The 14,172-nt window shown below is 53.4% G+C and carries 13 protein-coding genes; 4 read left to right on the top strand and 9 right to left on the bottom strand.

The window, feature by feature from the left end:
- Positions 1 to 137 precede the first annotated feature (137 nt).
- The gene (locus tag GQE98_RS15710; RefSeq protein ID WP_161316657.1) at positions 138 to 1,457 is read left to right on the top strand and encodes a GAF domain-containing sensor histidine kinase; all 1,320 of its coding nucleotides are present in this window, start codon (positions 138 to 140) and stop codon (positions 1,455 to 1,457) included.
- A gap of 44 nt (positions 1,458 to 1,501) precedes the next feature.
- On the opposite strand, the gene GQE98_RS15715 is transcribed toward GQE98_RS15710, so the two are convergent.
- The 6 genes from GQE98_RS15715 to GQE98_RS15740 are packed head-to-tail and all read right to left on the bottom strand — an operon-like array spanning position 1,502 to position 8,545.
- Positions 1,502 to 3,058 (bottom strand): CYTH and CHAD domain-containing protein, encoded by a 1,557-nt coding sequence (locus tag GQE98_RS15715; protein ID WP_161316658.1) that lies wholly within the window; start codon positions 3,056 to 3,058, stop codon positions 1,502 to 1,504.
- Positions 3,059 to 3,118: 60 nt separating this feature from the next.
- On the bottom strand, positions 3,119 to 3,538 hold the full coding sequence (locus GQE98_RS15720) for a desulfoferrodoxin family protein (protein ID WP_161316659.1): 420 nt from the start codon (positions 3,536 to 3,538) through the stop codon (positions 3,119 to 3,121).
- Positions 3,539 to 3,584: 46 nt separating this feature from the next.
- Entirely contained in the window at positions 3,585 to 4,631 is a 1,047-nt protein-coding gene (locus GQE98_RS15725) for an adenylate/guanylate cyclase domain-containing protein (RefSeq protein ID WP_202526345.1), read from the bottom strand.
- The gene (locus tag GQE98_RS15730; RefSeq protein ID WP_161316660.1) at positions 4,628 to 5,005 is read right to left on the bottom strand and encodes a response regulator; all 378 of its coding nucleotides are present in this window, start codon (positions 5,003 to 5,005) and stop codon (positions 4,628 to 4,630) included. Before GQE98_RS15730 ends, GQE98_RS15725 begins: the two co-directional genes overlap by 4 nt.
- Positions 5,002 to 7,752 carry an ATP-binding response regulator gene (locus GQE98_RS15735; protein ID WP_161316661.1) on the bottom strand — a complete coding sequence of 917 codons (2,751 nt, stop codon included), beginning with the start codon at positions 7,750 to 7,752 and terminating at the stop codon, positions 5,002 to 5,004. Before GQE98_RS15735 ends, GQE98_RS15730 begins: the two co-directional genes overlap by 4 nt.
- A gap of 28 nt (positions 7,753 to 7,780) precedes the next feature.
- A complete protein-coding gene (locus tag GQE98_RS15740; RefSeq protein WP_202526346.1) occupies positions 7,781 to 8,545 on the bottom strand; it encodes a Tll0287-like domain-containing protein in 765 nt (254 codons plus the stop codon).
- A 312-nt stretch (positions 8,546 to 8,857) separates the two neighbouring features.
- On the opposite strand from GQE98_RS15740, the gene GQE98_RS15745 reads away from it, so the two are divergent.
- Positions 8,858 to 9,295, top strand: a complete 438-nt coding sequence (locus GQE98_RS15745; RefSeq protein WP_161316662.1) for a hypothetical protein — start codon at positions 8,858 to 8,860, stop codon at positions 9,293 to 9,295.
- A 412-nt stretch (positions 9,296 to 9,707) separates the two neighbouring features.
- On the top strand, positions 9,708 to 10,604 hold the full coding sequence (locus tag GQE98_RS15750; protein ID WP_161316663.1) for an MBL fold metallo-hydrolase: 897 nt from the start codon (positions 9,708 to 9,710) through the stop codon (positions 10,602 to 10,604).
- A 63-nt stretch (positions 10,605 to 10,667) separates the two neighbouring features.
- Here GQE98_RS15750 and GQE98_RS15755 read toward each other — a convergent pair whose 3' ends face one another.
- Complete coding sequence (locus tag GQE98_RS15755) at positions 10,668 to 11,288, bottom strand: hypothetical protein (RefSeq protein ID WP_161316664.1); 621 nt, start codon at positions 11,286 to 11,288, stop codon at positions 10,668 to 10,670.
- Between the two features lie 163 nt (positions 11,289 to 11,451).
- On the opposite strand from GQE98_RS15755, the gene GQE98_RS15760 reads away from it, so the two are divergent.
- A complete protein-coding gene (locus tag GQE98_RS15760; protein ID WP_161316665.1) occupies positions 11,452 to 11,967 on the top strand; it encodes a histidine phosphatase family protein in 516 nt (171 codons plus the stop codon).
- An 11-nt stretch (positions 11,968 to 11,978) separates the two neighbouring features.
- Here GQE98_RS15760 and GQE98_RS15765 read toward each other — a convergent pair whose 3' ends face one another.
- Together GQE98_RS15765 and GQE98_RS15770 are read right to left on the bottom strand one after the other, a co-directional pair.
- Positions 11,979 to 12,464 (bottom strand): YajQ family cyclic di-GMP-binding protein, encoded by a 486-nt coding sequence (locus tag GQE98_RS15765; protein ID WP_161316666.1) that lies wholly within the window; start codon positions 12,462 to 12,464, stop codon positions 11,979 to 11,981.
- A 16-nt stretch (positions 12,465 to 12,480) separates the two neighbouring features.
- Positions 12,481 to 14,070, bottom strand: a complete 1,590-nt coding sequence (locus GQE98_RS15770; protein ID WP_161316667.1) for a peptide chain release factor 3 — start codon at positions 14,068 to 14,070, stop codon at positions 12,481 to 12,483.
- Positions 14,071 to 14,172 lie beyond the last annotated feature (102 nt).

Here is a 14,172-nt window from a genome sequence, read left to right on the forward strand (position 1 = left end):
AATTAGCCTTTCCGGCAATAGAATCGATCGCAACATAAATGATCTCCGAACAGTCACTTTGCTCGGAATCTTTAGGGACAACAGGGCGAGCAGATTTAATTGATCCTGCTCGTGGGAGATCGGCACAAGGAGGCTCCATGGAAATTGCCAAACTGCCAGCAGACGAGGCAAATCGGCTTGAGCGTTTACGGGGATATAACATCCTCGATACAGAGACTGAAACCAGCTTCGACAGTATAACCCGGATAATTTCCAAAACCATCGGGGTTCCCATTTCCCTTGTCAGCCTGATCGACGAACATCGCCAATGGTTCAAATCACATTATGGTATAAATGTCCGGGAAACACCGCGCGACATGGCGTTCTGCGCCCATGCCATTCTCCAAGAGGAAGTTTTTGTCGTTAATAATGCCCTGGAGGATATACGCTTCCATGACAATCCGATTGTCGCGGCTGGCCCGTCCTTTCGCTTCTATGCAGGGGCACCGCTGATCACACCTGATGGATTCAAGATCGGCACTCTCTGCGCCATTGACCGCAAGCCACGGGAATTGAGCGAAGATCACCAGCAGCTGCTGACAGAGCTTGCCGGCATCGTCATTGACGAGTTGGAATTGCGCAAAACCCGTGAGGATGCCCTTCGTATTAACGAGGATCTGCAAAACAAGATTGCGGAGTTGATGGATACACAGGAACGACTGGAAACCCAGAGCACTGTACTGGTCGACCTTGCGGAAAATGAAGCCCGGCTGAAAACCAAGCTGACGAAAGAAATCGCTATTAAGGATCGATTCTTTTCCATTATCGCCCATGATCTAAAAAGCCCGTTCAACTCCCTTCTGGGGTTTTCCGATTTTCTGTCTAAACGGGCCGACAAACTAACGCCGGAAGAGATCATCGAGTATGCCTCGATGATTAATATCTCCAGCCAAACCCTCTTTACCTTGTTGGAAAATCTTCTTGAGTGGGGACGCTTTCAGATGGAAAAAGGCAATCACCAGCCCGTTTCACTCAGCCTTCCAGAATTGGTTGAGGAAAGCATGTCTCCCCTGCGAACCTGCGCGGACGACAAGAATATTACGTTCTCCAGCAAAATTCCCGAACTGACTGTCGTTGCCGATCGCAACATGATCCTTCTGGTAATCCGGAACTTATTATCCAATGCCATCAAGTTCACGCCCGCGGGCGGGCGCATCGAGGTGAGTGCGGAGCTCCAGAACGATATGGTCGAAATCTCGGTCTCGGATACCGGTGTGGGCATCGCGCCACATATCGCAACGGATAGCTTTGCCATCGACAAGAAAACAACTACCCCCGGCACTGAAGGAGAGATCGGAACAGGCCTTGGCCTGCCGCTTTGCAAGGAGATGGTTGAGCTTAATCGGGGCAACATCCGGCTGGAAACTGAAAAGGAAAAAGGGACGACTTTTCACTTTACCCTGCCAATTGCAGCCTGAGCCATTTTCCACCCGACCTGAGCCTCGCGACCGTTCAAGCCGGATCATTCCCAGAAGCGGTCCGTCTTCTGGAGCTTTTGCCAACGTTTTCTGGCATCCTGCCAGGCAACGTCGGCACGGCCTTGATGCCAGTTGTAGATAAGAGTGGCCTGGGAGGTGATATCCTCTCCCGTGTCCTTGCTTTTTGCGACGATCGCAAACAGCTTTCGACTTGTTTCGACATCGTTGAGATAACCAAAGACATCCTGCAGGCGTTGCAGCTTCTTCAGGAACGGTTTCGCCGTCTTTGCCGAATAGAGGGGCAGGAAAAATTCAGTAACATAGCGAAGCGATTTCAGTTTCTTGCGCATGCTATGGCGCTCTTCAGGGCTTAGCTCATCTATCCGCTTCCCCCATTTATTCACGCGGCGCCATGCCTTTTTAAGGGCCTTATTCGCATATTTCAGGACATTGGCATCCTTCAAATCGCTACCCGCCCGTGCGATTGCCCGATCCATCAGGAAATCAAAGAACAAACAGTGTAGCTTCAGCTCTGCCCAGTCGGCACTTTGCAGGCTATCCTGCACAAGGCGTCTTTTCTCCTCAATATGAGCGTTGAGAACATCGCGAAATGCGCCGCCTTCGGGAATCCCCTCAAGATGATTGGCGGCGGAGTTGAAAATATCGCTGAGCAAGACATCTGCGTCACGCAATTCGCCAACTATCCGGGCCAGTCCTTGCGCCCTTTTTTCCAGCACCGCAAACTCTGGTCCCAGTTTCTTCGCGCTCAGCATATGCAGGGCAATGCGCAGGCGCCGCAACCCGATGCGCAAGTGATGCGCCCCCTCGGCTGACGGACTCTTGAGCATGAGCTCCCAGTTTTTTAAGATCTGCTCTGTTGCCTCGTTCCCCACAAATCGAAGTGCCTCCGCCCCCGACATGCCATGGGTGATTTCCGTTTTCCCAGAGGATGTAAGAGTGGCCTGCTTCTCTTCCTCCGCATCGGCAAGCCCAATCAGGATAAAACCCCGCCTCGCCTTGTGCAGTGTGCCCGGCGCAACCACCACACCCGCAAAGAGTTTCTCTGCCGCGCTTAGCATAGTGTATGGGGCGCCTGATTTAAGCTCCAGCTCCACTTCACTCAATGGCGCGCGTTTATCTCCAGCCCGGACCTCGCCTATATCAAGGGCAAGTTCAACCGTCCCCTCACCGGCAATGTCAATAAGGGCGGCGGTGCGGTTGATATATGTCTCAAAAAGCGGGACAAGAAGCTGATCAGCAAGAGCAATTTCAATTCGGCGTCTCGCTGTTTCATCCTTGATCAGGCCAATATCCGGCACCTCTGTGGTAATCTCATCTTCATATTCCAGCGTCTGTGAAAGCCCTTTATTCAAACCACCATCCAGCTTGGCCGTCTGGACCCGGGTCTTGCCATTATCCCGAATGCGCAAGGATATTTTCTCACGGCCAAGAGCGGCATCAGGCGTATCGTAATAGACGGAACGTAACAGCCGGGTCGATGCGATACCACCAGTCAGGTCGGTAAATTCCGGACTTGACGCCAGCCTGCGAATGTCCTCTTCCGACAGGGTCAGTTTCAATTCAATTTCTTGTGCAGACATAAGACTTTATCTCATACTCATCGATGCCGCGCCCGTTCTTTTAACCGCGGTGACCAATCCTTAAAGCACCAACCTGTTCAGCCAGGCGTCATGCTTGTTGCACAAGGATACAGCATAAAGAACACTTGTCATGCCGGAGATATCATATGTGGAGATCGGCGCGTCGGTCTCGGGGTTAAACATCGTCTCGGCAACAAAGTCGAGATTTTCATCGAGCAGGATATGCTTGACGATGTAATGTGTGTAACCGTCCATTTCGTGGCCGGTTGTCACCTCGATCATATTTCCGCTCCGCTCGATCATGGGGACGTGGCCGGCTTCTTTCCCGGCCCAGCGGCCCGGCGCCTCCATCGTATAAAATAACGATCCTGCAAATCTTGACTGCATTGGCTCAAGCTTGCCGCCCGCCATGGCGATCCCCGGGCTGCTCAATGACGCCGCAATGCCAACCAGGCCCTTTATAAATAAACGTCTCTGCATTCTGCCATCCTTCCATGCGTTATATCAGGACCAGTCCGCCCGTCCCTTATCTGAGCGCATACGCCTCAACAATATCCAGCTTTCCCTTGCCCTTGATATCGATGATGCCGAGGGAACGGGCGTCGCATTCATCCTGGATTTCCTGCCAGGCCGCGGCGGTCATGGCGACCGCTCCGGGCGAGCTATGTTCCACAAGCCGCGCCGCAATGTTCACCGTATCCCCCCAGACATCAAAAAGGAATTGCTGCTTACCGACAATGCCCGCAACAACAGGGCCGAAATGCAGGCCAATGCGCACCTCCCAGTTCGGCTCCATTTCCCGGGCGGCACGGGACATCTCCAGCCCGCAACGTACCGCTGTCAAAAGCGGTGCATCCACCGGTCGCAGCAGGCCGCTCGTCGCCATGAAGGCATCTCCGATAGTCTTGATTTTCTCCATCTGATGATTATCGACAATCTTCTCAAACGCCTCTATGAGCGCCTGCAGATGCGCAACAACCGTTTCAGGCAAATTACGGTCGCAATAGGCCGTAAATCCCACGATATCGCAGAACAGGATCCCGACAGCATTAAACGTGCGCGGGCGCACCACGCCGGTTTGCTTTAGTTCTTGCACAGCCAGTGCCGGAATGATCGCATGCAGCAGATCATCGGTGCGCTTTTTCTCGGCGACGATCTGGGCGCGGTAAGCCGTTTCCTGATCCCGTAGCGTCTTTTTTTCAAGCGAGGCGGAAACGCGCGCGCGCAACAGCGTCGCGTTAAAGGGTTTGGGCAGAAAATCCTCTGCGCCCAGCTCGATACATTTAACGACACTTTCAAGCTGGTCAGCCGCCGAGATCATGATGATCGGGATATGACGGAGCCGCATGTCCTTCTTGACCGTTTCCAGCACCTCATATCCATCCATTTCGGGCATCATGATATCAAGCAGCACGAGGTCGAAGGGCTGCGCCGCCAATTTCTCCAATGCATCGCGCCCATTGACCGCAATTTCCGGCTTCTGGTAGCCGAGCTTTTTTAGCCGCCGCACCAGTGTAAAGCGGTTATCCTCATTATCATCGACGACCAGAATGCGGGCGTCTTCCAGATTCACGGTGCCTCTCCCGTCTTCAGAAAGCCTTCTATCTTGGCCATCAGGCGCGTAAATTCGACCGGCTTGGTGTCAAAATCATTACAGCCGGCCTCCATCGCCTTCTCCCTCTCCCCTTCCAGGGCGTGGGCCGACAGCGCGATAATCGGAATGGCTTTCGTTTCCTCCGCTGCCTTGAGCTGCCGGGTCGCCTCCCAGCCATCCATCTTCGGCAGACTGAGATCCATCAGGATCAAGGCGGGCTGCTCACGGCGCGCGGTATCAACTCCGGCAACACCGTCCCCCGCGATCAATACCTCGAAGCCTTTGCGCTTGAGGCGGCGAGACAACATATAGATATTGTCCTCATTGTCTTCGACATAGAGGATTTTTGTCATTCAGATTCTCCAGATGTTTCGGCACGGACGGCCAAATGCTGGCCGACATAGTGGCGGACCTCCTCCAGGAATGCCGGCGTCCCGTCAGCGGATTTCTTGATAATTTGCTCAACCCCACCATTAAGACGTTTACGGTCGTCATCAGTGAGATCGGCGCCGGTTATCACCACGACCGGCACGCCCTTTGCCTCGGGGAGCGTTTTCAGGGAGTCGACAAATTCGAAGCCATCCATTTCCGGCATGATCAGATCGAGCAGGATCAGGTCGGGAATGGCGTCCTGTACGAGTTGCAGCCCGGCCCGTCCGTTCACGGCCTCACGCACACGCCAGCCTTCACTCACAAAAACCCGGCGCATCTGCTGGCGGGTGGCGCCGTCATCTTCAACAATAAGGACATTGCCGCCGCTGCCATTAAGCTTATACCGCTCCAGCAGGGTCAACAGGCGCTTGCGATCAACCGGCTTGGTCATATAGTCGGCAACCCCAAGCGAAAAGCCCTTGTGCTTGTCATCAACAATGGAGACCATCAGCACCGGAATATCCTTGAGATCAGGGTCATCTTTAAGTGCCTGCAACAGTGTCCAGCCATCCATTCCCGGCATCACCACATCCAGCGTGATAACGGCAGGCCGGAGGGCGCGGGCCTGCTGAAGCCCCTCCTCCCCATTGATAGCGGTCACCACCTCATAGCCTTCGGCGCCAAGAAAGCGGCGCAGGATATCGCGGGCGACCGGATCGTCATCCACGACCAGCACGACGTTTCCTCCCGGCCTCCCATCCACGGCGACCGGCGAAATCGCCGCCGGTTCCATCGGCTCGACCTCATGCTCCGCGGGGATTTCACGCGGCAGGCTGACGTGGAAAACAGATCCCGTTCCGGGCGTGCTTTGCACCGTGACATCCCCACCCATCATTCGGCAGAACCGCTGGGAAATTGCCAGACCCAACCCGGTGCCGCCATATTTGCGGGTCGTCGATGAATCGGCCTGTGAGAAATCACTGAAAAGACGATCGAGCTGCTCGGGGGACATGCCGATCCCTGTGTCGGTCACATCGATTTCTATAATATCCCGGTCTGTATGCGTCACAGCTATGCCGACCGTACCGTTCTCCGTGAATTTACAGGCATTACTGAGAAGGTTGAAAATAACCTGTCGCACCCGCGTGACATCGGACGTCATCGGCGGCAGGTTCTCTGGTAGCTTGATATCGATGTTATTGTTATTGGGCGTTGCAAGTGGTCCGGCCATATCCACGCAATCGCGAATAACAGTCGCCAGGTCGAAACTCTCCACATGCAGTTCCATCTTCCCGGCCTCGATCTTGGAGAGATCCAGAATATCATTAATCAGCTTGAGAAGATGCTTGCCCGCCCGGCTGATACGTTGCAAGGGTTCAATCAGGTCTTCATCGCCATCCTCAATTGCATCCTCTTCCAGCATCTCAGTTATGCCGATCACGGCGTTGAGCGGAGTCCGGAGTTCATGACTCATATTGGCCAGAAACTGGCTCTTGGTGCGTGTCGCCTTCATCGCGACATCCCGTGCCTCTGCCAGTCGGTCCACCATTTCACCCAGTTCCGTCTCGCGCGCCTTGGCTTCGGTAATGTCGGTAAAGACACCAACAATACCGCCATCAGCCGTTTTCTGTTCGTTAATACGGAGCCATTTTCCATCAGCGCGAAGATGCTCATATGGTCCGGTCGGGTTTCGGTGGCGGATGATCCGTTCTTTCAGCCACTGCTCTGAATTGTCCTGCGCGGCGACAATCATTTTCTTATCAACCGCCTCCGAGATAATTTCCTCGTAGCTGATGCCCGGTTCAATGGGCAACCCGAGGTGTTCATACATTTCCCGGTATTTACTGTTACTGATGACGAGCCGGTCCTCCGCGTCATAGAGGGCGAACGCATCGGTCACGGCCTCAATCGCTTCAAGCAGCTTTTCCTGTGCCCCCCTCGCCTCAGCTTGTGCTTCCTCCCGCTCCTGGGCGAGACGGTCCCGCTCGATCAGGCTGTCGCGAAACAGGGTCAGGGTGCGTGTCATCTCTCCGATTTCATCACGTCCGGCGGCCGGAATCTCTACTGTCAGATCGCCCTTGGAGATCGAGCGCATGGCCGTCACGAGTCGCGACAGCGGCGTGCGGATCGAACGCAGGACGAGGATCGTCAGCAACAGTCCGATAAACGCGCCAACGATAATAATGATATGGGAGAGACTAACCGCCTCTCGCGCCGAGGCAAGGCCGGCACTGCTGCGCACCCGCGATTCCTCCTCCAGCTCATCAACGATACTGGAGAGCTGTTCATCAATCATTTGGATATGCACACGCGCCTTGGCCATCAGGGAATTGCCGATCACGCGCCGCTCATCCGTATAGGCATCGACAGCGAGCAGGGCCTCGTTCATCAGCAGGTCAAGCTCCTGATTGATCACAGCCACCCGCTCAGGGTCGTATTCTTTCATTTCGTCAAGCCTGGCGTTCAGGGTCTTCAACGCCGCATCCGCGTTCCGCTCCGACAGGGTAAGCAGACTAACGGCAAGATCGGCAAGCCAGAATTTCAAATCCCCGAAGGATTTACTGGCGGCATTGGCCGTCGTTATTCGGCTGACAAGCGCCGCTTCATTGGCAATCGTATTGGCATTTTGCGTCAGGCGGTTATCAAGAAACAGATTAGATCCAATTAGAATAGCCAGCAGTGCCACACTCAGGATCGATAACCGTGTAAGGATGGAAAAGTTACTCATCGCGATATCCGCCTATAGCGTAACACCGTTATTTGCGAAACAGCGTTACGCTGATAACGCCGCCAAGATCACCCAGGTTGCCGCCCTCTTTCGGGTAGCCCGTTATATCAAGCTCGCCTTTCGGCGATCCATGACAGGCGAGACATCCCTGACTGTAATATTCCGGTACGAGAACACGAAAGGCCGGGCGACCGTTGCCAGTCGCTTCGGCGGAGAATATTGCGCCTTTTTCCCAATCCGGCGCAGAGAGCTTGTTCCGAATGGCCTCAACCTCCCATTCATCGGGGCGGGCCTTGCGGTTGCGGATCAGTTCGGGCGGCGCGGTAACCTTGACCTCCGCCTCTTCGCCCATTGTCCGCTTGAATTCTTCATTCACCAGCCGAGCGAAAACCGCTGGTACGAATCCCTTAAAGGCAATACCGGGCTGGTTAATCGTCTCCTGATGCTCGGTCATAACCTTGGAAATAGCATCAACCTGTGCTTTTAAAAGACGGCTTTTAAGGCTGTCCCCCGATAAATCCGGCATTGCGCCCCCTTTGGCCGCACTGAATTTCTCGAGTGCCCGCTCTCGGACGACCGCAGCGCTCAGCCCCTTGTCACCAAGAGTAGGGTCATTGATAAGATCTTGATTTCCGCCAATAATTGACCGGGCGGATTGCAGCATTGTTGCTAGGTCTATCGCAATGTCATACTCACTGACTGTTTCATCAGCAAGGACTGAAGACGGGGGCACTACAAGAGACAAGCCGCACATCAGGATCGCTAACTGTATCAGCTGTCCTATCCGAGCCATCCCGCTCTCCCTATTTTGAAGTCAATTTTGTAAAAGAAATCTCCAGACTACCAACTGCAGCCATATATGCAGAAGTCTTCATATTCGATCCTAGCGAGTCACAAGCAATCCGTAAAGCTTCACTTCGCATGTATGGGGTAAACCATTCCTGAAAAAGCAAAAATAACTGTCCCTGAAAAGGGGAAATCTGCAAAAAGAGTTTCTTCAGAATGCTTGATACTCCTTCATATTGCCGTTAAGTTCGGAGCATATAGGTTGAAGTTTATTAAAGTTGCTGGAAGGCGGCAATTTAGTACTGAGCGGAGTTGAAGTATGAAGTGGCGCCAAGTATCGTCCGGCTCTTTCACGAACATTCGTTTTGAAACGAAGGAATATGGCGGCGAATTCCTGCATATTGTAACGCAGGTCGGCACTTTAGACTTAGAAGATCGCGCGCCGATCCTGAAGGAAACACTGGACCTTAATAAATCAGAAAATTATTTCTGCATTCTGGATAATCGCAAAGGAAAGGAAAGCTTCCTTTCCATAGCAGATATGTCCTATTTTGCAGACCGACTCATTGATAAAGGAATCAAGCGGTTTTTCTATGCGGTCGTAACCAACGATCCTGCCTATGATAAAATCATCAAGTTGATTAAAGCGATCGCGATCACAAAAGATATGGAGGTTGAAGCAATGTCGACCGCCGATTTCGCAACTGCGGAGAGTTTTATGCTGACGCGGATGAAAAATTTTGTAAATGCAAGCTAACCGGTCACGGACTTTGGACCTTCCCGGGCCTGTGCATTGCTGAGATCGACTTGGCTCTCTTTTGCGATCTCCGCATAATCCGTTATAATAAGCATGGATTGCGGGAGTATCGGAAAACTTTTCTACCTTGCAAGATGAGGGGGAATTCTAGGTATCCTGTTCACAAACAGATTGAATAGAAGACCATTTGCAATAGGGTCATCTTGAACCGGCCTTCGTTATCCCAGATGAAACCCCTGTTTTGTCTTGCCTCCAGATCCCGGACGGAGCGTATAAATTGAAGAACTCGCATGCTTTCCATATTAGTGTATTCTTATTTTAAAAGATGCCAGTTGAATCGTATGTAAAGACACATTCCTGTTGCCGCCTCAGTTCTTATCAGTACAATTGCCAAAAACCGGAAAGTAGAAACATGGCAGTTAAAGTCCCCTTCAAAAGAGACTTGGAGTTTGAATATGGCGTATCAGAGGAGCTTAGCCCGCTGATCCGGCGGGTGATTGCCCAAAACCCGAGCGCCTTCACCTTTCACGGCACCGGCACCTATATCATCGGCAAGGGAGAAGTGGCGGTTGTTGATCCGGGCCCGCTCGACGGCGCGCATGTCGGCGCGCTGATGGCGGCGCTGAAGGGCGAAATGGTCACCCATATCCTGATCACTCACACCCATCATGATCACTCCCCCGCCGCAGAACCCTTGAAGCAGCTGACCGGAGCAAAAACCTATGGCTTTGGTCCGCATGGCGGCGGTGTATCCGACTTCAAAATTGAGGAAGGTGGCGATACCGACTTTATGCCCGATGTAAAGCTGGAGGACGGCGATGTGATCCTCGGAAACGGATGGACCGTCGATGCGATTCACACTCCGGGACATCTTTCCAATCATGTCTGCTTTGGCCTGCGGGAGGAAAATACCCTCTTTACCGGCGATCATGTTATGGGCTGGTCAACGACCGTCGTCTCCCCTCCGGACGGGAACATGAGTTCCTACATGCAGAGCCTCGAGAAACTGCTGGGCTTTGATTACCACACCTACTGGCCGACGCATGGCCCCGCAATCACGGAAACCAAACCCTTTGTCGAGGCCCTGATTGCCCATCGCCAGGAACGCATGGACCAGATCCGCAGCTGCCTGGGCTCCGGCCCCATGACCATCAAGGATATGGTGAAGCGGATGTATGTGGATGTGCCGGAGAACCTGCATCCGGCGGCGGCCCGCTCGGTCTATGCCCATATCCTGCATATGCTGGATACGGGAGAACTTCGCGCGGATGGCAATGGTGATGTGCTGGACCTCTATAGGCTGGTGTAAAAATCAGCCGACCCGGAAAGAAAATTTCCAGATCGGCTTTTACCCCTCATACATTCGGAAGAGTTACGCGGGTTTCTGGAAGAGCGTCTCCGTGACATCACCCCGCAGGAACTCGGGCTTGCGCCTTGCATTCCAGCGCTTGAAAGAGGCGAAAGCACATCCGCACGCCATACCAAAGGCAACAATGGCAAGATATCCCGCCATGATATGCAGATATGGAAACGTATAGTTGAGCTGCGAGACTGCACCAAGGGTCATCGCGCCGATCCAGCTAAAGCAGCTAAGCGTGCCAAAAAGGATCAAAGAGTAATAGGTCACCACCGGCAGCTTGATGATAACCATCCCCTCCCGGAAAACCCGGTTGTGAAAAAACATGTGAAACAGCAGTCCGTTCAAAGTCACAATCATGACAATAGTCAGTTTCGCCATGATCTTCGGGTTACCCAGCTTTTCCGGTGAAAACAGCTGATACTCGACAAAAAAGCCGACTCCCGAAATCCACAGCATCATCAGTCCAAGAAAAATAATTTTTTCCAGATTCTCCAGCAGCCTGAGGTCACCTTTTGTAATAGCTTTGTTGAGTATCCCAAGAACAAACAGATCGGAAATAATCGCTCCGCCTACTCCAAGTGCAAGGCTTCCTATATGAGTAAACTTTAAAATAGTATGCAGTAAATCAATCATAACAATCGTCCCGTTCAAGTAAGAGAGTCTATTATTGAAAAAATACAGCCCTAAAGACACAATCTGGCGGTAATGTGGTCGCCGCAAAATGACCTTTATTTGCCATTTCGGAGGGATATTGAGTATTATCGTGAGAACTAGAATTTATGGGAGAGGGGTTGTCATGCAACAAAGAGGATTTGTACGCGGGGCGCTGGTCGCGTTTATTGGAGTTTTACTGCTGACAGCCTGCAGTACCTACAATTCACCGCCAGGCACGACAACGACGGTTATCCTCCTCCGCCATGCGGATCGGACGCCGCTTCATACCGAGCTCAATGAAAAGGGCAAGGCGCGGGCCCAGGCCCTGCCCGCCGCGGTCGCCGACCTTGATATCGACGTGATCTACAGCCCCGACAAGAAGCGCAATCTCGATACGGTCAAGCCGCTGATTGAGCAGCGCGGGATCGAGCTTCGGGTAATTGATGTCAGCAATGTCGCCGAACGACTGATAACGGAAAATCCCGGCAAGACGGTGATGTGGGTCGGCAATACGGATAACCTGCAGAGCATCTACGGGCAGCTTGGCGGCCGTGACCGTGAACCTAATATATATGGCGAGATTGCCATCATGCGTATCCATGACAGCGGGCCGCCGGATATCGAGCTTCGCAATTTCGGCGGTAAGGGGACGCTGTAAGCGCCCCTGGCCTAGTCGCGGAAATTCACATATTGCAGCGGCAGGTCCTGCTTTAGCCCCTTGCAGAAGGCAATGGTTTCCTGCAGGTCGTCGCGCTTCTTGCCGGTCACACGTAGCTCATCACCCTGAATCGATACCTGCACCTTGATCTTGGAGCCCTTGATTTCCTTCACCAGCTTTTTCGCAAGGTCCTTGTCAATGCCCTCACGAACAACAACCACCTGCCGGACGCTCTGGCCGGCTGACTTTTCTGGCGTCTGGTAATCGAGAACACCCGCATCGATCTTGCGGCGGGTAAAATGCGTCGCCAGCAATTCATGCATCTGCTTGAGCTTCAAATCGTCATCCGCATGGATGGTGATGGCCTGCTCAGCGCGTTCGAGCGTGCAGTTGCTGCCCTTGAAGTCGTAACGCGTCTCGATTTCACGGCGGATGTTATTCAGCGCGTTATCAACTTCGGCCATTTCGGTTTTTGAGACTATGTCAAATGAGGGCATGGGGTTTCTCCTCTATTCAAGATGATTGTTCTTTTGTTTTAAGGAATGTGATATTCGGCCAATCTTTTTCAGCCCGCTCCAAATGCCAGCTATTACGCGCAAGGAATACCGGCGCGTCGTCATGATCCTCGGCGAGAGAAGCCTGGTTGGCATCGAGAAATTTCTTCATCTCCCGCGTATCCTCGCATTCAACCCAGCGGGCAGTATAAAGCTCCGTCTGCTCAAAATTGACCGGGATATCATATTCCGTGCGGATACGGTCCGCCAAGACCTCGAACTGCAGCGCACCGACAACCCCGACCACCCAGTCGGAGCCCATGCGTGTCTTGAAAGTTCGGGCTGCCCCCTCCTCCGCAAGCTGGATTAGCGCGCGACCGAGATGCTTCGCCCGCATCGGATCGACGGGCCGTACCTTCTGCAGAAGTTCCGGCGCAAAGCTCGGAATACCGGTAAAGCGAATTTCCTCCCCTTCCGTCAGGGCGTCGCCAATGCGCAGGTTGCCATGGTTGGGAATACCAATGATATCGCCGGGCCAAGCCTCCTCCGCCAGTTCACGATCCTGCGCAAGGAAAAGTACCGGATTATGGATATTCAACGTTTTCTCGCTGCGCACATGTTTCAGCTTGGCGCCGCGCTTGAAATGGCCGGAAACAAGGCGCATGAACGCAATGCGGTCACGGTGTTTCGGGTCCATGTTGGCCTGTATCTTGAAGATAAAGCCGCTGACCTTGCTTTCAAATGGGGAAATCTCACGCCCGGCAGCCGGGGCTGCACGCGGGGATGGAGCTGCTTCTGTCAAGCCGTTCAGCAGGGTTTCCACACCGAAATTATTAATCGCACTGCCAAAATAGACCGGGGTCATGGTGCCTTCAAGAAAGGCCTGCATGTCAAATTCGGGGCAGAGGCCACGCGCCATCTCCACATCCTCGCGGAGTTTCTGCACCGCATCGGCAGGCAAGAGTTCATCGAGCTTCGGATCATCCAGACCGTCGCAGGTGACACCCTCATCCATATGATTGTTCTTACCCTTGGAAACCAGCACCAGCTTATCATTGAACAAGTCATAGCAACCGAGAAAGTTCCGTCCCATGCCAATCGGCCAACTTGCCGGCACCACGTCGAGCGCGAGGGTCTGCTCAATATCATCAAGGAGGTCAAACGGATCCAGCGCCTCCCGGTCGAATTTATTGATAAAGGTGGTGATGGGCATGTCGCGCAGGCGGCACACCTCGAATAGTTTTCGGGTCTGGCTTTCAATACCCTTCGCCCCGTCGAGCACCATAACGGCGCTGTCTACCGCGGTCAGCGTGCGGTAGGTATCCTCGCTGAAATCCTCATGGCCCGGGGTATCGAGCAGGTTGAAGGTTTTCTCCCGGTAGTCAAACGTCATGACGGAGGAAGCAACGGAGATACCCCTTTCCCGCTCCACCTTCATCCAGTCCGAATGCGCACGCCGCTGCTCTCCGCGCGTCTTTACCGCGCCGGCAAGCTGAATGGCGCCGCCGAACAACAGCAGCTTCTCGGTCAGTGTTGTCTTGCCCGCGTCCGGATGGGCAATAATCGCGAAGGTCCGCCGGTTGGCAACCCGTTCTTCCAGCATCGTCATGGTATGTCCTGATCCCCGTCCGGATTTGTCCGCAGCGGGATTAAAAAAGAGCCAGCTGAAGGGAATTTTCCCATCGCGGGCTCGCGCTTAAATAAGGCTTTT

Source organism: Sneathiella litorea (assembly GCF_009882915.1).
GTDB classification, from domain to species: domain Bacteria; phylum Pseudomonadota; class Alphaproteobacteria; order Sneathiellales; family Sneathiellaceae; genus Sneathiella; species Sneathiella litorea.